Genomic DNA, 19,249 nt, shown 5'->3' on the forward strand with positions numbered 1-19,249 from the left:
CCTACATGGCGCCTCCCAGCTCCCTGTCCCTGCTCCCGGCGCAGTGAATGTGGATTGTGAAGATTTTTCACGAGATATACCTTATGAGAAGATTTTTCGCGGGGTGGGATCTTGATTCGGCCCAAAGGTTATGAACGAAATTCACGATCGAGAACGTTTTTCACGGATCGAGCCAATGCAACCAAGTTTTTCAGGTCCCGTGAGCATTTTTCATGATCGGAGGCTGCCAGAGGCCGCAATCCCCGCCGGCTACGCAGCGCTGATTGACGCCTACCAGCTGTCCGTCCCAGTCCCGCGCGTGCTCTCCGCCATCGGAACAAAGCACCGCATCCTTGAGCAGGGGGGATGGCGCATCTACACGCCGCGTCATGCGCCTGCCGCGACGTTTGAGGGACATCTGACTTTCGCGCTCAAGTACGAAGGGCTCGACCTCGCCATCTTGAAGCGGCTTTTTCTCGCCGTGACCGACGACGAGATTGCGGAGCTTGTGAAGCAGACGCCGACCGGCCTCTACACGCGCCGCATCTGGTTTCTCTATGAATGGCTGTTGGGACGCGAGCTCAATCTGCCCGCGGCGCACAAGGTCTCCTATGTCGATGCCGTCGATACCGAACTGCAGTTTGCGAACTCCGGGCAGAATTCGATACGGCATCGCGTCCGCAACAATCTGCCGGGCACACCCGACTTCTGTCCGCTCGTGTTCAAGACGAGAGCGCTGACGGAATTTGTTGCACAGGACCTCAAGGAGCGCGCCCGCGTCGTGGTGAGCCAGGTCCCGAAAGATCTGCTCGCGCGAGCCGCCGCCTTGCTTCTCTTCAAGGATTCGAAGTCGAGCTACGTCATCGAAGGCGAGAGACCGCCGCAGGATCGCATCCAGCGCTGGGGCAAGGTCATCGGCGAAGCAGGACGGGCACCGCTCGATGAGGCGGAGTTGCTGCGCCTGCAGCGGATCGTCATCGGTGACGAGCGCTTCGTAAGGCTCGGTTTCCGTAGCGAAGGCGGCTTCGTCGGCGAGTATGACCGCGACACCCAAAGACCTATTCCGGACCATATCAGCGCGCGTCACGAGGATATCGCCTCCCTCACGCGCGGATTGATCGCGTTCGATCAGGCGGCGGAAAACGAGCTTGATCCCGTCGTCGCTGCCGCCGTGCTGGCTTTCGGGTTCGTGTATATCCACCCGTTCGAGGACGGCAATGGCCGCATGCACCGATACCTGATGCACCATGTTCTGGCACGGCGCGGATTCAATCCTGCCGGGATCCACTTTCCTGTTTCAGCAGCCATTCTCGACAAGATCGGCGAATACAAGGAGGTGCTGGAAAGCTATTCGAGTAGATTGCTTCCATGCATCGAATGGGAGCAGACCCCACAGGGCAACGTCAAGGTCTTGAACGATACGGCCGACTTCTATCGCTTCTTCGACGCAACGCTGCACGCGGAATTTCTCTACGCATGCGTCCAGAGGACCATCGAACAGGATCTTCCCAACGAAACCCGCTTCTTGCGGAGCTTCGATAGATTCCGCTCGGGCATCGAAAACATGATCGACATGCCGGAGCGGACCCTCAACAGCCTCCTTGGATTCTTGCAACAGAATGACGGGCGACTGTCAAAGCGCGCCCGTGACAACGAATTCTCCGAGTTGACACCAGACGAAGTCACGAAGATCGAGCAGCTTTATCAAGCTGCCTTCGATTCCGGTTAGATGTCTTTGCAAGCGTTTGCTGAGTTTATTGCCGTCTCCCTGCGGGACCGGGCTGTCGGCTGGCGCTGAAACCCCGCCGTGCGCCGGGTTTTCACCCTTCGGGCTTCCATCCCTGACGGGAAGCTGCGGCGGGGCTGGATGCCGTGGGTCTTGGTTGGAGGTCTTGGCCGCGGGCGTTGGCGACTGACGATACAGGAGAGGCAGAGTGGAGCGGCCTTGGCCATGACGGGTTGAGGGTCGGAGGAGAGTCTTCCGGCGCCCGTCATGGAGATTGCTCCCATGAATACGCAGATAGTTGATGCCAGCCGCAACGCCAGCTGCGGTTACAGAGTGGATGTTAGCCGCGGCGAGCGGGTTGGCCGGGTGTCCTCGGAGTGGTTCTGTCGTCCGGCCGATGAACGTTATCTGTCGCTCGACGACCTGGCCCGTACGGTGCGCGATCGCGCGGACCGCAGCCGCACGCGCGTGGTCGATAGCGCGCTCATCCATGTCGAGGCAAGTCCGGCCGATCCCGAGCGCCTGGCCCTGATGCTGCCCGGCTCGGACAGGCCAGTCGCGCCGACCCACTGGAGCTTCGGCCAGCTTGCAAGCCAGGTTGGCGCTCCGGCCGCCTACCTGCGCCAGCTCCCCGCGGCCCTCGCAGCCATCAACCTGCAATATGGCCTGACCGCCAATCGGGTCGAGCAGATCAAAACGCTCGAGACCGAGGATAACCGGATTGAGCTTCGTGCCGTCACCGGTCCCGACTATGGCCGGATCTACGACCACGAGCTGGTTGAGGCCGTACAGCGCATCGCTGGCAATGGCACAGGCGATACGCGGTGGAAGGTCCCTGGTGTGCTCGACTGGTCAAGTGGCATCTACAATCCCCGCGTCGACATTTCCAAGGACACGACGACCCTCTATGCATCCGACAGGGACGTTTTCCTGTTTCTGGTCGATGATCTGAACCCGATCGAAGCCGGTCGTCTCAAGGACGGCTCGCCCGACCTCTATTTCCGGGGCTTCTATTGCTGGAACTCGGAAGTCGGCGCGAAGACGCTCGGCATGGCGAGCTTCTATCTTCGTGCGGTTTGTCAAAATCGCAATCTGTGGGGCGTGGAAGATTTCGAGGAGATGACCATTCGTCATTCCAAATACGCAGCCTCCCGTTTTGCTCACGAGGCAGCCCCCGCACTGCTAAGCTTCGTCAACTCCTCACCCATGCCGTTCGTCAACGGCATCAAGGCCGCCCGCGAGCGGATCGTGGCACGCAACGACGAGGATCGCACCGAGTTTCTGCGCCGCCGCGGCTTCTCCAAGGCCGAGGCAGGCAAGGTGATCGACGCGGTGCTGGTCGAGGAAGGCCGCCCACCTGAAAGCATCTTCGATTTCGTGCAGGGCATCACCGCGCTCGCGCGCGACAAGCCGCATCAGGATGTCCGCCTGGACATGGAGGCCAAGGCCAAGAAGTTGCTTGACCGCGTGGCGTAACTTCGGCCGAGCCGGAGATTGCGCTTTCCGGCTCGGCCCGTCTGCGCTTTGTCGGTTCGCGAGTTCGCGCGCTGCCCTCTCGCGGAAACGGTCATGTCCGTCGCGGGCGACGATCCGCGGCGGAGCTTGGGCGGTAGCGCGGTCGAGCACGTCTCAGCCCAAACTGGGTGATGGTCCCGCCGGTCGGCGATGGCATCCGGGATCGAGACCCACGAAGATCCGAGGGCGCGACCCGGTTTTCCGACAGCGCGGCGGCCGCCAATCATCGCCATCGTTCGTTGGAAAAGCGAGAGCGAGAGGAGGGCAGGCCTGTTCGCGAACGGGTTGGAGGCCGAGAGAGAGGCTCCCGGCCGCCCGTTCCGGAGAAACTGACATGGCAAAGGCCGTTCAGAAGATCAAGCTGTCGCCGTCGCGCGACATTCCCTTCAGCAAACTCGTCTTGAGTCAGAACAATGTACGGCGCCTCAAGGCCGGCATCTCGATCGAGGATCTTGCCGAGGACATCGCTCGGCGCTCCCTGCTGCAAAGTCTCAACGTCAGGCCAGTGCTCGACGGCGAAGGCCAGGAAACCGGCATGTTCGAGGTGCCGGCCGGCGGCCGCCGTTATCGCGCGCTCGAGCTTTTGGTAACGCAGAAGCGTCTGGCGAAAACCGCGCCGGTGCCCTGCATCGTCAGTGAGATGGGTAGCGAGATCAGCGCGGAAGAGGACTCGCTCGCCGAGAACGTGCACCGCGTCGCGCTTCATCCCCTCGACCAGTTCCGGGCATTCCACACCCTGCGCGAGCAAGGGCGGTCCGAGGAGGATATCGCCGCCATCTTCTTCGTATCGGTCAACGTGGTGAAGCAGCGGCTGCGGCTTGCGGCGGTTTGCCCGAAGCTGCTCGACGTTTACGCCGACGAGGGTATGTCGCTCGAACAGCTGATGGCGTTCTCCGTTACCGACGACCACGACCGACAGGAACAGGTCTGGGAGAACGTCAGCAAGTCGGGCTACGACGAGCCATATCAGATCAGGCGTCTTCTGACCGAGCGCGCGGTGCGGGGATCCGACAAGCGCGTCCGATTTGTCGGCCTCGCGGCCTATGAAGCGGCCGGCGGCAAGGTGCTGCGTGATCTGTTCGAAGAAGATGGCGGCGGCTGGCTCGAGGACGTTGCTTTGCTGGAGCGTCTCGTGGCTGAGAAGCTGCGGACAGAAGCCGAGACGATCGCCGCCGAAGGCTGGAAGTGGATCGAGGTCACCGCCGCCAGCTTTCCCTATGGCCACGACCACGGCCTCCGTCGGCTCGACGCAGATCCGGCGGCTCTCACCGCCGAGCAGCAGGCGCGCTTCGATGCTCTCCAGGCGGAATACGACGCGCTTCAGACGAGATTTGAAGGCGCTGACGAGCTGCCCGACGAGGTCGACGCGCGGCTCGGCGAACTCGAGCAGGCGCTCGAAGCGTTCAACGACCGGCCGGGCGTCTTCGAGCCGGACCAGATAGCCAGGGCCGGCGTCTTCGTCAGCATCGATGGCGAAGGGCGACTTTCCATCGATCGGGGCTATGTCCGGCCGGAGGACGAGGTGTCTGTGGCCGACGATGGCGAGCGAGGCATCGATGCATCCTTGACCCAAGGGCAGGAGCCCGGCGCTTTCGTCCAGCCTACGACGATTTCGCTCGCCGGTGCATCGAGCGAGTCGGAGGAGGGCGATGAGGATGTGGCACGGCCACTGCCGGATCGGCTCATCACCGAACTGACGGCCCATCGCACGCTGGCATTGCGCGATGCGCTGGCAGAAAATCCGGCAATCGCGTTCCAGGCGGTGCTGCACAATTTCGTGCTGACGGCCTTTTACCGACACGGATCGTCCGGCACGTGTCTGGAGATCGGACTGCGCACGCCGACCTTTCCCGCTCAAGCCCCCGGGCTCAGGGAAAGCGCGTCTGCCAAGGCCGTTGAGGCCCGGCACGAGTCCTGGAGGGCGCAACTGCCCAAGAGCGAGAACGACCTGTGGGATGCGCTCACGGTCCTTGACGGTGCCGCACAGGCGTCCCTGTTCGCTCACTGTGCGTCATTTGCGGTCAACGCCGTCCATGAGCCGGCCAGCCGTTACAATCAGGGCCGTGTCTTAGCCGGCGGCGTCAGCTCTCGGCTCCGCCAGGCCGATGTGCTGGCACGCGCCGTCGGCCTCGACATGGTTCAATCCGGCTGGAGACCGACCGTCGATAATTATCTCGGCCGCGTCACCAAGCCTCGTATTCTGGAGGCGGTGCGGGAGGCACGAGGTGAATCGTCCGCGCAATTGATCGATCACCTGAAGAAGGTCGACATGGCCAAGGAGGCCGAGCGTCTTCTCGATGGTTCGGGCTGGTTGCCGGAGTTGCTGCGTCTTGTCGACGCCACCGCCGCGCCAACGAAACAGGAGGCGGAGGCTGGCCCGCTCCCTGAATTCCTCGCCAACCAAGGGCAGGAGGACGGCGGCGACGACGACGCCGAACCACAGCTCGATGCCGCCGAATGAAGCCTATCGCGGGACGGCTCCGGCCGTCCCGCACGCCTTCCATCGCAATTCTCACACCGCGACCGGCTTCGTGCCGGGCTTTCGGCTTTCCAATGCGCGGGAATTCATCGCTCAGGACATTGTGTGGCGCTCGCTGACGCTGGAGCATGTATCGGCCGTTTTCTCCTTTGCCTGTTAGCGTATGCGCGCCGATGGTTTTGGCGGCGCGCTCGTTGTGATCTCGGCCAATCAAATCCTCGGCAAGTCCACCAACGATCTCCTCGAGGAGTTCATCGCTCAGGTCACGCCGTGAGGCCGGCGGGTCAGCCCACGCCGTGCCGGCGGTGCATTCGCCTTGTTCGCCCGGCCGAGGGTTGTGGGCGAACCGTGAGGGGCGGCCGGGTCATGAGAGGCAGAGAGCGGCCGGATGGGTTTGAGCCGGCACGGTCCAGAGAGAGCGCCAGCCGGCTCGCCCCATTCCCGCTCTCCGAAAGACACTGACATGACCGAATCTCTCGCCGGCGGCGTCGCCGCCGCGCCGCTCTCGATGCGTGCCGCTGCAAGTCTCACCTCCGCTGCCCTTCGCGCCGCACAGAATCTCCTGTCCGAGCTCGAACGCGGCCGTCGCATCGATGCCGCCGTCCTGCGCAGCGCCATGGAGGCGGCGTTCGCCGGCTCGGACGCGGCCGGCGCCTGGAACTGGAAGACCGCCTATGACGCCTGCGAGGCGGCGACCGTTCTGTTCCTGCGCAAGTTCGGCCCGGCCATGCGCGCCAGGGCCGGCTCGACGGCCGCCATGCTGCCGATGCTCGCGAGGATCGCGAGCTATCTGCCGACCCACACGCGGCGTTCCGAGCATAGCCAGGCACTCCAACAATTCTCGACGCCGATTTCGCTCGGCTTTGTTGCATCTACGGCGGCGGGCGTGACGCCCGCCGATCGCGTTCTCGAGCCCTCCGCGGGGACGGGCTTGCTCGCTATCTTTGCCGAGCTTTCGGGCGGCGCCTTGGTGTTGAACGAGTTGGCCGAGGCGCGCGCCACATTGCTCGATCATCTGTTCGCCAACCTTAAAGTCACTCGCTTCGACGCCGCCCAAATCGATGACCATCTCGATGCGAGCGTCGCCCCGAGCGTCGTCTTGATGAACCCGCCGTTCTCGGCGGTGGCGAATGTCGAACGACCAATGCCAGATGCGGCCCTCCGGCACATCACCTCGGCCTTGGCACGCCTTTGCGACGGCGGGCGTCTTGTCGCGATCATTGGCGCGAGCCTCGCGCCGGAGAATCCGGCATGGACGGAAGCCTTTGTTCGCCTCCAGCAACGCGGTCGGGTGGCGTTTTCTGCCGCCATTGACGGCGCCGTGTACGCCAGGCACGGAACACAAACGGACACAAGGCTGCTTGTGATCGACAAGCTGCCGGCGGCTGATCCGAAGGTCTTTCCAGCTTCCTTGGGCATGGCGAGCCATGTCGGGACCTTGCTTGACTGGGTGACCCAGCATGTGCCTCCGAGGCTGCCCATCGCGACGTCGGTAGCGATCGACCTTGGCCGTTGTCATCCCGCCAAGTCGAAATCGAGCACCGCCGCTGCACTATATTCACCGTCCACCTCGGGAAGCGCGGCGCCAGAAGGCCTGGAGCTCGACTACGGGACAGTCGAGTGGTCGCCGCCGGAAGAAGCCCGGCTGACCGATGCCCTTTATGAGACATACGGGTTGCAGTCGATCCTGATTCCCGGATCGTGCCCGCATCCGACCGAACTCGTGCAGTCCGCGGCGATGGCGTCCGTCGCGCCACCGAAGCCGACCTATCGTCCGCACCTGCCGTCGCGTGTGGTGACAGATGGACTTCTGTCGGACGCCCAGCTCGAGAGCGTCATTTATGCTGGCGAAGCACATACCGAGTTGCTGGCAGGCTTCTGGACGGTCGACGCGACATTTGACGTCGTGGCCGCCGCCTGCGAGGGCGCTCAGAACGCCGTCCGCTTCCGTCGCGGCTGGTTCTTGGGCGATGGCACCGGTGCGGGCAAGGGACGACAGGTCGCCGGGATCCTGCTCGACAATTGGCTCAAGGGCCGTCGCCGTGCGGTGTGGATCAGCAAATCCGACAAGCTGATCGAGGATGCGCAGCGCGACTGGTCAGCGCTCGGCATGGAGCGCCTGCTGGTTACGCCCCTGTCGCGGTTTCGCCAGGGCACGGCGATCCGGCTTTCGGAGGGCATCCTATTTACCACCTATGCCACGCTACGCACCGACGAGCGTGGCGAAAAGCTTTCGCGGGTCAGGCAGATCGTCGAATGGTTGGGCTCCGACTTCGACGGAGTGATCGTCTTCGACGAGAGCCACGCCATGCAGAATGCGGTCGGGGGCAAAGGCGAGCGCGGCGACCAGGCGGCCTCTCAGCAGGGGCGCGCCGGGCTGAGGCTCCAGCACGCCTTGCCGAATGCTCGCGTGGTCTATGTGTCGGCGACGGGCGCCACCACGGTGCACAACCTTGCTTATGCCCAACGCCTCGGCCTTTGGGGCGGCGCCGACTTCCCGTTCGGCACCCGCGCCGAGTTCGTCGAGGCGATCGAGGAGGGTGGGGTGGCGGCGATGGAGGTGCTGGCGCGTGACCTTAAAGCGCTCGGTCTCTACGCCGCCCGCTCGCTGTCCTATCAGGGCGTCGAGTACGAGCTGGTCGAGCACACGCTGACGCCGGAGCAGGTTCGCATCTACGATGCCTATGCTGCCGCGTTCAGCGTCATTCATAACAATCTCGACGCGGCGATGCGGGCCGCCAACATCACCGGCGAAACCGGAACACTGAACGGGCAGGCCAAATCGGCGGCGCGATCCGCCTTCGAAAGCGCCAAGCAGCGCTTCTTCGGGCATCTGTTGACCTCGATGAAGACCCCTTCGCTGATCCGATCGATCGAGCGCGATCTCGACGCGGGCCATGCCGCCGTGATCCAGATCGTGTCAACGGGCGAAGCGCTGATGGAGCGTCGCCTCGCCGAGATTCCGACCGAGGAGTGGGGCGATGTCCAGGTCGACATCACGCCTCGCGAATATGTGCTCGACTATCTCGCCCATTCCTTCCCGGTTCAGCTTTACGAGCCATTCACCGACTCGGAGGGCAATCTTTGCTCGCGGCCTGTCTATCGCGATGGTCAACCGGTTGAGAGCAGGGATGCGGTCTCCCGCCGTGATCGCTTGATCGAAAAGCTCGCATCGCTACGGCCGGTACCCGGCGCATTGGATCAGGTCATCCAGCGCTTTGGCACGGACATGGTCGCGGAAGTGACCGGTCGCTCGCGCCGCATCGTTCGCAAGGGGGACAGGCTAGTGGTGGAAAACCGAGCCGGCTCGGCCAACCTCGCCGAGACCTCGGCCTTCATGGATGACGTCAAGCGTATCCTCGTGTTCTCCGACGCGGGTGGCACGGGAAGGAGCTACCACGCCGAACTGTCAGCCCGGAATCGACGGTTGCGGGTCCATTACCTGCTCGAGCCCGGCTGGAAGGCCGACGCCGCGATCCAGGGGCTTGGCCGGACCAACCGTACCAATCAGGCGCAGCCGCCGCTGTTCCGTCCCATCGCGACCGACGTGAAGGCCGAAAAACGCTTTCTCAGCACCATTGCCCGTCGGCTCGACACACTGGGCGCCATCACGCGCGGTCAGCGCCAGACCGGAGGGCAGGGCCTGTTCCGGCCAGAGGATAATCTCGAAAGCCAGTACGGGCGTGATGCCTTGCGTCAACTCTATGTCCTGCTCGTGCGGGGCAAGGTCGACGGCTGCTCGCTCGCGAGATTTGAGGATGCGACCGGCCTGAAGCTGACTGATGCCAATGGGCTGAGGGACGACCTGCCCCCGATCACGACGTTCCTCAATCGTTTGCTGGCGCTCACCATCGACCTGCAGAACATTCTGTTCACCGCCTTCGATCAGCTTTTGACTGCTCGGATCGAGGGCGCGGTTAGCTCCGGCACCTACGACATTGGACTGGAAACGCTCCGCGCCGAGAGCTTTGTCGTCACCGACCGGCGGACGATCTACGCCCACCCCGGCACTGGTGCCGAGACCCGGCTGCTCACCATCGTCCAGCGCCAGCGCAATCATCCCATCAGTCTCGATGACGCCCTGGCTCGCCGTTCCGACCATCACGCGATCCTGTTGCTCAATGAGCGCTCGGGCCGTGCTGCCGTGCAGCTTCCCGCCCCGAGTCTCATGCTCGACGATGGCGAGATCGAGCGGCGCATCCGCCTGGTACGGCCGATGGAGCAGCACAGCCTCGCCCTCGACATGATGGCGGAAAGCCATTGGGCCGAAGCGGATCGCGAACGCTTTGCCGCCGCCTGGCTGGCGGAACTCGCCGAGGTACCGGTGTTCACGGAAAGTACGATCCACATCGTGGCGGGCTTGCTGCTACCCATATGGAAGCGGCTGCCGAACGAATCGACCCGCGTCTACCGTCTCCAGACCGATGCGGGCGAACGCATCATCGGCCGCAAGGTCTCCGCCGCCTGGGTCGCGAACGTCCTTGCCGCCGATGCGCCCTCGATGGCGCCGGACGCCGCCTTTGTCGCGCTGATGGAGGGACAGATCGTCCTCGATCTCGCGGACGGGCTCCAGCTTCGCCGTGTTCGGGTGATGGGCGCGGCCCGCATCGAGCTGTCGGGATTCAACGACACCATGCGCGATCGTCTGCGGGCTTATGGGCTCTTTGGCGAGATCATCTCCTGGAAGCTGCGGATGTTCGTGCCCGCGGACGCAAGCGGTGTCGAGATCCTGTCGAAGGTCCTCGACGGCTATCCGGTTGCGCGCATTGGTGGGCGGGAGGCCGCGTGATGCCGCGCGAGCCTTCCGAATTGGCACGCCGCCTCGCGCGAGAGGCCGAGGCGGTATGCAGGCACTATCTCTCCAATGGCAAGCGGGTGGGACGGTATTGGGTGGTCGGCGACGTCCACAACGCGCCGGGGCGTTCGTTGTTCGTACGGCTGCAGCAGTCGCCGAAAGGTCCCGCCGGTAAGTGGACCGATGCCGCGACCGGAGAACATGGTGACCTCCTCGACATCATCCGCGAAAGTCTGGCCTTGCGAGACTTTCGCGAAGTCGCCGAGGAGGCGAGACGCTTTCTGATGCTACCTCGTTCCGAGCGACAACCTGCCCCGGAACTCGTGGATCCAGCAGTGCCGGCCGGATCGCAGGAAGCCGCCCGTCGCCTCTTTGCCATGTCCAGCCCGATCGACGGTACGATGGTCGAAGCTTATTTGCAGCGTCGCGGAATAGCCCGCATCCACCATGGCGGCAGTTTGCGCTTCCACCCACGCTGTTATTATCGACCGGACGACCATTTGCCGACCGAAATATGGCCAGCGATGATAGCCTGCGTCACGGATCTCGACGGGCGGATCTCCGGCGTGCATCGCACCTGGCTCGATCCGGACGGCTTCGATCGCGTCCGGCTCGGCAAGGCTCCGATCGACACACCGCGACGGGCCATGGGCGACCTGCTCGGCAATGCCGTGCGTTTCGGCCGGGTGGACGACGTGCTCGCTGCCGGCGAGGGCATCGAGACCATGCTGTCGCTGCGTTACGTACTGCCGACCTTGCCGATGACCGCCGCGTTGTCGGCCAATCACCTGTCGGCCATGTTGCTGCCGTCTGGGCTGCGTCGCCTCTACATCGCCCGCGACGCCGATGCCGCCGGAGATGCCGTACAGGCTATCCTCACCCAGCGCGCGGCAGATGCCGGCGTTGAAGCGATTGCATTGTCGCCTCGGCTGGGCGACTTCAACGAAGATCTGCACATCTTCGGCCGCGAGGCCCTCCAAGCAGCGTTGCGGCTTCAACTCGTACCAGAAGACGTCGACCGCTTCCTCCATTCGCCCACGCCGGCCGCTGAATAAGCCGCTATCCTTCGATGATCGCGATGGCTCGGTCGTAGACTAGGCCGATACCGGAAGAGCACGCGACCACGGCCTTCTAGAGGGCGATCGGACGGCAAGCGGTCCGGGCCGGCAATGGCTGCGTCCGGCTATTTTCCGCCGCGCGCAGGCGATGGGAGGCACGCCAGTGATCCGATCCGCGCGCTTTGCATCGCGAAGCAAAATAGCCGGCCTCCGCCATCCTCCGCTGCCGCTTCGGCCCTCCGCTTCCGCCTACGCCCTGCCGGGCTTCGGCGGACGAGCCGCTTACGGGTGCCGGCCCGTTCCGCCCGCCGTCTGAGTGATCGCCACGAAGGCCGCGATGGGCGCGGCCAATCCGGCAAAGGACCTCTTCCCATGACCGACCACGACGACATCGAACCGGCACAGTCTCCGACCGACCATGTTCTGAGCGAATTGCAGCTCTTCGGCTATCGTCCCTTCGACGACCAGCCAGATCCCAGACCTCTTCCCGAGGGCAAGATGATCGCCGGCGCCGTCGTCGATCTGTTTGACGCCTTGGTTGCCACTCTGAGCGATACGCGGCTTGAGCCGGACCTCGACGATCTCCTTTGGTCGACTGTCAACCTGTTTCATCGTGCCGTCGACCGCATCGAACGCCAGCTCGACGACAATGAACAAGCGCAGCACAAGAGCCAGCGAGAGCAGAACGGGTCGGAGGTGCGATCGGTTGAGCTCGAGCGCCTGACCGGTGAGGGCGTCACGCTGATCGAGCGCCGAAATTGCTTGGAACTCTTCCGCGACCAGGCGATCGAACGATTTGAAGTCCACACCGGTTCATCCTGGCGTCCTCGGTCGGGCTCCCTGGTCAACCACCGCACGCTCACCGCAGCGATGATCGATTCCCGCGACTTCATCGCCGCCAAGCGTCGTTCCGAGACCGAGGTCATGTTGCCGCAGGGAGTGAAGATCGCACTCACCGGCGGGCTCGACTTCAACGACCATCGCCTCATCTGGGATCGCCTCGACAAGGTTCATGCCAAGCATCCCGACATGGTCCTGGTCCATGGCGGCTCGCCCAAAGGGGCCGAACTGATCGCCTCCAAATGGGCGACCACCCGCAAGGTGCCCCAGATCGCTTTCAAGCCCGACTGGACGAAGCACGCCAAGGCGGCACCCTTCAAGCGCAATGACGCCATGCTCGAACTGTTGCCGATCGGCGTCATGCACTTTCCGGGTACGGGGATCCAGGACAACCTTGCCGACAAAGCGAAGCGTTTCGGCATCCCCGTTTGGAGGTTCGGCGGCGCGTGAGCGCCGTCTTCTCGTCTCCAAACCATCAAGGCGGAGTTGTGCGCGCCGCAACTCCGCCTCGTTCAGACTTTATATCCGAAGTTGCGCTGTGGTGGTGGTGGAAGGCGCGACTTGCAAACCCATGCAAATGGAGCCGCCACCATGCCCGCCCTTGGGCTTATTCTCAATGCGCTCGGCATCGGCTTATTCTGCTGGGCGATGTTCGCGCTGGCAGTGCATGCCTTGCCGTTTTTCGTCGCACTCATTTGCGGGATGAGTGCGTTCCATGGAGGCGCCGGCGTCATCGGCGCGCTGCTTGTCGGAAGTGCGGCCGGCGCGCTGACACTTACCGCCGGTGAGGCCGCTTTCGCTGTTACCCGATCGGTGGCGCTGCGCCTCGTGATCGCAACCATATTCGCCGTTCCAGCTGCCATGGCCGGCTACAATGTGGTGTTCGCCCTGTCCCGAATCGGGGTGCCGTCGCTGGCTTGGCGTGAGGCCTTCGCCTGTCTGGGCGCGTTTTGCGTTGGCGGCACGACGTGGATGCGCTTGACTGTTCTTGCTCGCGGAGGCCCGCCTGTTAAAGTCGGCTAGGCTGGTGAAGCAACGCCTCAACCGTTCTTGCGGCCGCCGCGCGCGGGGGGTGATCCTTCGTCAGCTTCCTCGTCGAACAGGTTCGCGTAGATCGCGATATCGAATGCGGGTCAAGGTGACTGGAGCGAGAGGTAATCGCGCCCTCGTCGATGTGTTTCGACCAGGCGGCGCCGATCTCGGCCCGGCCCACCAGTAGCGGTGGCGTGCGGCGTGTTCTCGATGTTCTTTATGGACGATACCGCCCTTTGCGGCAGATTGTTTCTTTCTCTTCGCTGGATCGTTGCGACATCTTGTGCAGCCCAACCGAGATTCGCCAGTCTTCTCCTTGCGGTTGCGGTTCAGCACGCGGACGCACGTGGCCTCCTTGATGGCTTGATCTGGCCGAGGACCGGCTTCGCCTCGATCGTCTGAGCCGCAACGCCGTTGATGCGACTTTCTTCCCCTGGGCTAAAGCCCATTCCTCGCGGGACAAGAAAGTCGCCACAACGGCGTCCTCCGCTGCGCTCCGGCCCGAGAGGGTGCGTCGCCGATCGTCCCCGGCCTTCAGATCGCCATCGAGGCCGCGGTGGTCGCGGGCTCGAAACACAACAGGAGAAGTGACATGGCTAACATCGGTTCCTTCAAGAAGGTCGGCAACGATTTCCAGGGCGAGATCGTCACCCTGAGCCTGCAAGCCAAGGGCGTCCGGATCGTCGCCGAGACCAACCGCTCCAACGACAACGCCCCCAGCCACCGCATCTATGTGGGCCGGGCCGAGATCGGGGCCGCCTGGTCGAAGCGCTCCGAAGAGGGCCGCGATTACCTCTCGCTCAAGCTCGACGATCCCTCCTTCACCGCACCGATCTACGCGAACCTGTTCGACGATGAAGGCGGTGAAGGCTACACCCTGCTCTGGTCGCGGCCGCGCAAGAACGGCGAGTGAGTTGAGCCGAGTGCTGCGCCCCGCCATCTGGCGGGGCGCTTCGCAACCGGCCCGAGGCGGCTTACGATTGCCAGGCTGCGCGGCGCCTTGAGCAGGCTCCCGGTTCGATCCGACCCTTCAGCAATCTGTCCGAGCACGGTAGGCGGCTTAAGCCCGCTCGCTCCTCCTGCGCAATGAGTAGATCGTCGTATGTCCGACGCGGATTTTCAGCCATGATCTCCTTGAATCCAGCGCTATACGGGAGCTGAGCCGAACGATCGTTCCTATTGTTGTCGAACGATCTCACCGGCTCCGGCGACGCGACAGGCGTGGCCGATCTTGATCGCAGCAGCCGCACCGCCTGTTTCTTGCAACTTCAGCGTCTCGGCTACGGCTCGATCATGCGGCCGGGCAGGTGCGTCGCGCCCAATGTCTGGACTGCGGTTCTGCGTGTCGATTTCGGTCGAGCACCGCATCTGGTCCAAGGAGCCGCCGGTAGTCGGCTCGTCATAAGCAGCCGAGTTGATGTTTGAGGCGACTAACGGGCATATGTAGCCAGTTACTCTGGCGCATGATGAACGGGAGCGCGCGAAGCCCAAGCTTGGATCAATCGTTTAAATAGCAGGGCAAGCGCCTTAGCTCCGTTATCCGCGCGCTCGCCTGCGCAATCGCTGATCGGCGGCTTCTATCGCAAGCTTCTGCGGCCCGGGCGCGAGGACGAATAGGTCTTCTGTAGGGTATCGAAAATCACCCCGTCATCTTCGGCATCCCCCTAAGCACTGCTACTCCGCGATGGTGGCCGTCGACGCGCGACGAACCTCGTTCGCGCTCCAGACGATCACGGAGCTTTTCAAATGTCCGATCCGTACGCGGATAAGACGCAGCGTTACCTACGAACGTCCGAAGCCGCGCGCTTTTTGAGTTTGTCCGGCCGCACTTTGGAGAAACATCGAACGTACGGAACCGGCCCGCAATATCACAAGATCGGTGGGCGTGTCGTCTACTCAGTAGCTGACCTGAGAGCCTGGGCCGAACTGGGCAAGAAGAAATCGACTTCCGATCCCGGTGCCGGCACGGTACTGCCCGCAAAACGGCACGCGCCAATTCCTTATGCAGGTAAAGAGCGGCGCTAAGCAATGTCCGTTAGCAAATCCCCGGCGCACCGCCGCCGTTCAGAGCGCGAGCGCATTCCCCCGTTTCGTGCGCATCCTGACGATCTCGCGCCGCGCGATGCGCAGGATCTCATGGCTTATCCGTTCTTCTCACGCGTGAAGACAAATCGCATCGTGCCAATCGATTTCTGTGCCGGCGCGATCCTAATTCACGTCGACGCCATGCGGAAACGCGGCATGGCGTCGATTTTGGATGCAGATGTTCCGATCTGGGCCGTGCGCCAAATCGTCGAAGCCCGTGTCGCCGGTTTGAGAACGTCGCGCCTGATGGCTGCAACGCGTTACGAGATTTCGACTTTTGGGGCTCGCGACACCAGCGCGCGGGAATATGACCGGCTAAAGACCGGGCTCGACAGACCGCGATCTGTGACAGTGCAGACTTCGCTCCACCAACCGACAGAATGGCGACCGTATCGTCGCTCCTGGATCAACGAGTGGAAGGAGACGGTCAATGTAAACGAGCGTCGATTTGGTCTCGAGCTGATCCTGCCGGGTTGGTTGCATACGGGGGTGGTTGATGACGGGCTCGTGCTGACGATCGGTCGTACCCCATTTCAATCTGACCGGCGGACTTGCCCGTCGGCTTTACTCGCTCGTGGGCAAGCGCGGTGGGCGCCAACATGCTGTCGAGGGCCGACATTGAGCTTCATTGCTTGCTTCTCCGCGCTTTACGACCGCGCTCACTTCACTCACCTTCAGACCCCAACTTCTAATCGTGGATCCTTGCATTTTGAACAAGTAGGCCACGCCTGGAGCGATGCCACTTGCACTTGCTTTCCCACGCGCGACGCGTTCCTGCGATGCAACTCGTTTCTAGAACGTACGGATAATACCGCGCGATCACCAACGTCGGCGTCAGCATATTACACTCCTTGTGTTCCTTTGCGGCAGCTCGCTCGTCGAGGAGAACTCGGCGACATCCGTGGTTGGCACCAAGGCCACCACATGCGGGAATCTGGAGAATGGGCGGTCAGGCTAACAAGCGCAATGCTTGATAGCTTCAAGGCGGCCTGCCGATATGTCGCCGACCTTGAGCCAGGACGTGCGCAACGAGTCGCGGATCGTGTTCACCATATACAGCAGCTTGCCGAGCAGCGCCGTCCGCCCGACCCGCAGCGCCCGCAACGTTTGCGCGCTCTCCGGCCTGACGTGGATTGCACGGAACCAGCCGGTCCGCATCATCTGCGCAATATCTTTGACGTCGTTCCGGCAGGTCGCGTTCACCGCCGCCTCGGCATGGCGCGTCTCGATGCAAATCACGGGGAAGCGCTTTTGGACGAGCGCCGGGAACAGCCATGTGCTGAACGAGAACGCTTCCGGGTCAAGCGTCGTGCCCAGGACGAGCTTGCCGTCACTATCCACCACGCAAATGTTCGTCGCCTCCAGCGACACGTCAGGACCTGGATAGTAGTCCATCGTTCGCTTTCACGGTCGGTCGCCGGCGCGCGCCGCGCGCTGCTTTCGCGAATCATTGCGAGGTGCCGTCGCCGCAATGCGGCTGGCGAGGGGACACAAGTCAGTACCCCGATTGCCCAGAAATGCTCCGGGAGAGGTGATTGGCAACGCCGCGGCGCCAGTCCTGCTAACCTTCAGAAGCGTCACGCGTGTTTAACGCCGCTCAAAGCATACGGCTCCCAGTTCGAGCGTCGGGGAGCGGCGGCATGAGCGATCTCACCGAAGTAGAACTGCTGTGGCTCGAGAAGCGAATCGAAAACCGCATTCGGTTCGGTCGTATCGTCGAGGAACGGAAGATTGATCGTCATCGGCGTGTCCTATCATTCGCGCCAGACAGCATCTTTGCATTTGTCCGTTGGACCTCCAACGACTTCGGTACGATCATTTCGCGGATCGACATCTTGCGCTCGGTCGCGCCGGGACAGCGCTGCTCGACTGTGCCCTATGTGAAGCCCGGCGGAGAAATTTTGCTGCGGCTCTCCGGGTGGCCGAAGGTCGAACGCGTGCTGCAGATGATCGACGCCGTCGAGGCGCTCAGCATCGATCCGGCCGACGTCGCTCCAGATCACTGGCATCACGTCCACAACCGTCTATCCGTCAATGAAAAGCCGCGTCCCTACACGAAAGCCCGCCACCAGGCGTGGCTCCATCGCCGGAGAGTGACGCGATGAGAAGCCGCCTGATGACGTTGACAACGACGTTTGGGGTCGCAGCTGCGCTGGTCGCGACTGTCGCTCTCGAGCCGCTTCCCCTCTACATCTGGAATGCATCGACGAGCGTGCCAATCGGTCTTTATCGCTTACGACCGGCAACGCGCTTGCAGGTTACCGAACTGGTCGCCGTTCAGCCGCCAGAGCCGCTTGCGACCTTCCTCGACCTTAACGGCTACCTGCCCATCGGCGTTCCCATGCTTAAACGGGTGCTCGCGCTGCCCGGACAGACGGTCTGCAGATCCGGCCCCACGATTTCGGTTGATGAGATTGCAGTCGGCGAGGCCCGCGATCGCGACGGACGCGGCCGTCCGCTGCCGAAATGGCAGGGCTGTCGCGTCGTCGGCACGGACGAACTCTTTCTGATGAACTGGCAGTCCAACGACTCCCTGGACGGTCGATATTTTGGATTTAGCCCGGCTTCCGCCGTAATCGGACGTGCGTTCCCGGTCTGGACGCGGGAGGAATGAGCGTGCGTGTTCCACGTGTTCACCTTGCCATTCCTTTGTTCGGTCCATTGCGGGACCCTTCCCCCGTTCCGATCGATATCAAGGTCGACGCGCGCAGGGACGGTCCAGGCCGGCCGAGCGACTGGCACGAAGCAGCTTTGCCCTGGAGGGGCGAGAGCGCGGTGGCCTGCTTGGCTCGATCCGTCGCACGTGTGATGCCCCTGTTGCTCCTACTGACCGCATCTGGCGATGCTGCTTCAGCCGAGAACGGGCCGATCGCAGTTCCAGCGATCCGTCAGGGCACCCGCTCGTTCGCGGGCTTCATCGACGAAGCCGCACAACGCTTTGCGATCCCGCCAGCCTGGATACGCTCGGTGCTCAGCATCGAAAGCGCGGGAGACGTGCATGCCAAATCGCCCAGGGGCGCAATTGGCCTGATGCAAATCATGCCGGCGACCTGGGCGGAACTTCGCAAGCGCTATAATCTAGGCAGCAATCCTTACGATCCACACGACAACATTCTGGCTGGGGCTGCGTATCTGCGTGAATTGCTCGATCGCTATGGCTCGCCCGGTATGTTTGCGGCGTACAACGCGGGACCATCTCGCTATGGAGCACTTCTTGCGAGCGGCGCTTTGCCAGCCGAGACGCAAGCGTATGTGGCAAAGCTTGCAGCTCTGCTTGACATCGAAATGCCTGCGACGAGGAGCGCCGCCAGGCAGCCATCCACCGCTGAAACTTTGTTCGTCACATGGTTTGATCGGACGAGAATGCGCGATCGATCGGCAGAGCTCATGCCTTCGAGTGGCGCCAAGGCTGCAATCTCGGTGCAAGGTGTCTCGCCCATGGTGCCCCGGCCTGTTGGTGTGTTCGTCCCTGGGTCGAAGGCGGGAGGATCGCAATGACCATAACGGCAGGTTCGCGAGCCCTGGCGTGCAACAGCGAGCAATTGGCGAAAGAACGAGGAGGGCGCACAAGCACGACAGCTGGACTGCTAGATAAAAAGGGCTCGCCGGTCGAACCACAAGCCATTGGCATGGCTTGGGTTCTGGCGTGCCGGTCGGTCGCGGCGCGTGCCGCGCCTTGCTTTTTAACGAATGCAATCAAAGGCGTTTTCGGCACCGTGTGCACTTTGGATCGCTCGGAG

Annotated in this window: 14 protein-coding genes and 1 pseudogene; 14 read left to right on the forward strand and 1 reads right to left on the reverse strand. The window is 62.9% G+C overall.

Translation table 11 applies throughout. From position 1 onward, the window contains the following. Positions 1 to 175 precede the first annotated feature (175 nt). The 11 genes and pseudogenes from ACVINW_RS20490 to ACVINW_RS20540 all read left to right on the forward strand — a co-directional run. On the forward strand, positions 176 to 1,708 hold the full coding sequence (locus ACVINW_RS20490) for a Fic family protein (protein WP_456756456.1): 1,533 nt from the start codon (positions 176 to 178) through the stop codon (positions 1,706 to 1,708). A gap of 279 nt (positions 1,709 to 1,987) precedes the next feature. Further along, positions 1,988 to 3,181, forward strand: coding sequence for a DUF932 domain-containing protein (locus tag ACVINW_RS20495; RefSeq protein WP_456752952.1), 1,194 nt, complete (start codon positions 1,988 to 1,990; stop codon positions 3,179 to 3,181). Between the two features lie 373 nt (positions 3,182 to 3,554). Beyond that, positions 3,555 to 5,681: a ParB/RepB/Spo0J family partition protein gene (locus ACVINW_RS20500; protein ID WP_456752953.1), complete on the forward strand. Its 2,127-nt coding sequence runs from the start codon at positions 3,555 to 3,557 to the stop codon at positions 5,679 to 5,681. Continuing rightward, positions 5,668 to 5,859: a hypothetical protein gene (locus tag ACVINW_RS20505; RefSeq protein WP_456752954.1), complete on the forward strand. Its 192-nt coding sequence runs from the start codon at positions 5,668 to 5,670 to the stop codon at positions 5,857 to 5,859. Before ACVINW_RS20500 ends, ACVINW_RS20505 begins: the two co-directional genes overlap by 14 nt. A 303-nt stretch (positions 5,860 to 6,162) precedes the next feature. Next, positions 6,163 to 10,488, forward strand: coding sequence for a strawberry notch-like NTP hydrolase domain-containing protein (locus tag ACVINW_RS20510; RefSeq protein WP_456752955.1), 4,326 nt, complete (start codon positions 6,163 to 6,165; stop codon positions 10,486 to 10,488). Then, the gene (locus ACVINW_RS20515) at positions 10,488 to 11,549 is read left to right on the forward strand and encodes a DUF7146 domain-containing protein (RefSeq protein ID WP_456752956.1); all 1,062 of its coding nucleotides are present in this window, start codon (positions 10,488 to 10,490) and stop codon (positions 11,547 to 11,549) included. The genes ACVINW_RS20510 and ACVINW_RS20515 overlap by 1 nt, the downstream gene beginning before the upstream one ends. A 375-nt stretch (positions 11,550 to 11,924) precedes the next feature. Next, complete coding sequence (locus tag ACVINW_RS20520; protein WP_456752957.1) at positions 11,925 to 12,842, forward strand: DUF2493 domain-containing protein; 918 nt, start codon at positions 11,925 to 11,927, stop codon at positions 12,840 to 12,842. A gap of 141 nt (positions 12,843 to 12,983) precedes the next feature. Then, positions 12,984 to 13,415 (forward strand): hypothetical protein, encoded by a 432-nt coding sequence (locus tag ACVINW_RS20525; RefSeq protein ID WP_456752958.1) that lies wholly within the window; start codon positions 12,984 to 12,986, stop codon positions 13,413 to 13,415. A 601-nt stretch (positions 13,416 to 14,016) separates the two neighbouring features. After that, on the forward strand, positions 14,017 to 14,337 hold the full coding sequence (locus tag ACVINW_RS20530; protein WP_456752959.1) for a DUF736 domain-containing protein: 321 nt from the start codon (positions 14,017 to 14,019) through the stop codon (positions 14,335 to 14,337). Positions 14,338 to 15,170: 833 nt separating this feature from the next. After that, complete coding sequence (locus ACVINW_RS20535) at positions 15,171 to 15,449, forward strand: helix-turn-helix transcriptional regulator (RefSeq protein WP_456752960.1); 279 nt, start codon at positions 15,171 to 15,173, stop codon at positions 15,447 to 15,449. Between the two features lie 3 nt (positions 15,450 to 15,452). Continuing rightward, positions 15,453 to 16,107: pseudogene (locus ACVINW_RS20540) on the forward strand (replication initiator protein A); the annotation flags it as partial. 356 nt (positions 16,108 to 16,463) lie between these two features. Here ACVINW_RS20540 and ACVINW_RS20545 read toward each other — a convergent pair. Then, the gene (locus ACVINW_RS20545) at positions 16,464 to 16,904 is read right to left on the reverse strand and encodes a hypothetical protein (RefSeq protein WP_456752961.1); all 441 of its coding nucleotides are present in this window, start codon (positions 16,902 to 16,904) and stop codon (positions 16,464 to 16,466) included. A gap of 245 nt (positions 16,905 to 17,149) precedes the next feature. Here ACVINW_RS20545 and ACVINW_RS20550 point away from each other — a divergent pair, with 245 nt between their 5' ends. The 3 genes from ACVINW_RS20550 to ACVINW_RS20560 all read left to right on the forward strand — a co-directional run bounded on the left by ACVINW_RS20550 (position 17,150) and on the right by ACVINW_RS20560 (position 19,007). Further along, positions 17,150 to 17,614 (forward strand): DUF2840 domain-containing protein, encoded by a 465-nt coding sequence (locus tag ACVINW_RS20550; protein WP_456752962.1) that lies wholly within the window; start codon positions 17,150 to 17,152, stop codon positions 17,612 to 17,614. Continuing rightward, positions 17,611 to 18,123, forward strand: a complete 513-nt coding sequence (locus tag ACVINW_RS20555; RefSeq protein WP_456752963.1) for a S26 family signal peptidase — start codon at positions 17,611 to 17,613, stop codon at positions 18,121 to 18,123. Before ACVINW_RS20550 ends, ACVINW_RS20555 begins: the two co-directional genes overlap by 4 nt. 194 nt (positions 18,124 to 18,317) lie before the next feature. Further along, positions 18,318 to 19,007 carry a lytic transglycosylase domain-containing protein gene (locus ACVINW_RS20560; protein WP_456756457.1) on the forward strand — a complete coding sequence of 230 codons (690 nt, stop codon included), beginning with the start codon at positions 18,318 to 18,320 and terminating at the stop codon, positions 19,005 to 19,007. Positions 19,008 to 19,249 lie beyond the last annotated feature (242 nt).

Source organism: Bradyrhizobium sp. USDA 4461, from assembly GCF_054055655.1.

Coding starts and splice junctions, on each gene's coding strand:
- ACVINW_RS20535 (WP_456752960.1), top strand. CDS start 15,171: ATGTCCGATCCGTACGCGGATAAGACGCAGCGTTACCTACGAACGTCC.
- ACVINW_RS20495 (WP_456752952.1), top strand. CDS start 1,988: ATGAATACGCAGATAGTTGATGCCAGCCGCAACGCCAGCTGCGGTTAC.
- ACVINW_RS20525 (WP_456752958.1), top strand. CDS start 12,984: ATGCCCGCCCTTGGGCTTATTCTCAATGCGCTCGGCATCGGCTTATTC.
- ACVINW_RS20530 (WP_456752959.1), top strand. CDS start 14,017: ATGGCTAACATCGGTTCCTTCAAGAAGGTCGGCAACGATTTCCAGGGC.
- ACVINW_RS20500 (WP_456752953.1), top strand. CDS start 3,555: ATGGCAAAGGCCGTTCAGAAGATCAAGCTGTCGCCGTCGCGCGACATT.
- ACVINW_RS20515 (WP_456752956.1), top strand. CDS start 10,488: ATGCCGCGCGAGCCTTCCGAATTGGCACGCCGCCTCGCGCGAGAGGCC.
- ACVINW_RS20520 (WP_456752957.1), top strand. CDS start 11,925: ATGACCGACCACGACGACATCGAACCGGCACAGTCTCCGACCGACCAT.
- ACVINW_RS20545 (WP_456752961.1), bottom strand. CDS start 16,904: ATGGACTACTATCCAGGTCCTGACGTGTCGCTGGAGGCGACGAACATT.
- ACVINW_RS20560 (WP_456756457.1), top strand. CDS start 18,318: ATGCCCCTGTTGCTCCTACTGACCGCATCTGGCGATGCTGCTTCAGCC.
- ACVINW_RS20490 (WP_456756456.1), top strand. CDS start 176: ATGCAACCAAGTTTTTCAGGTCCCGTGAGCATTTTTCATGATCGGAGG.
- ACVINW_RS20555 (WP_456752963.1), top strand. CDS start 17,611: ATGAGAAGCCGCCTGATGACGTTGACAACGACGTTTGGGGTCGCAGCT.
- ACVINW_RS20510 (WP_456752955.1), top strand. CDS start 6,163: ATGACCGAATCTCTCGCCGGCGGCGTCGCCGCCGCGCCGCTCTCGATG.
- ACVINW_RS20505 (WP_456752954.1), top strand. CDS start 5,668: ATGCCGCCGAATGAAGCCTATCGCGGGACGGCTCCGGCCGTCCCGCAC.
- ACVINW_RS20550 (WP_456752962.1), top strand. CDS start 17,150: ATGAGCGATCTCACCGAAGTAGAACTGCTGTGGCTCGAGAAGCGAATC.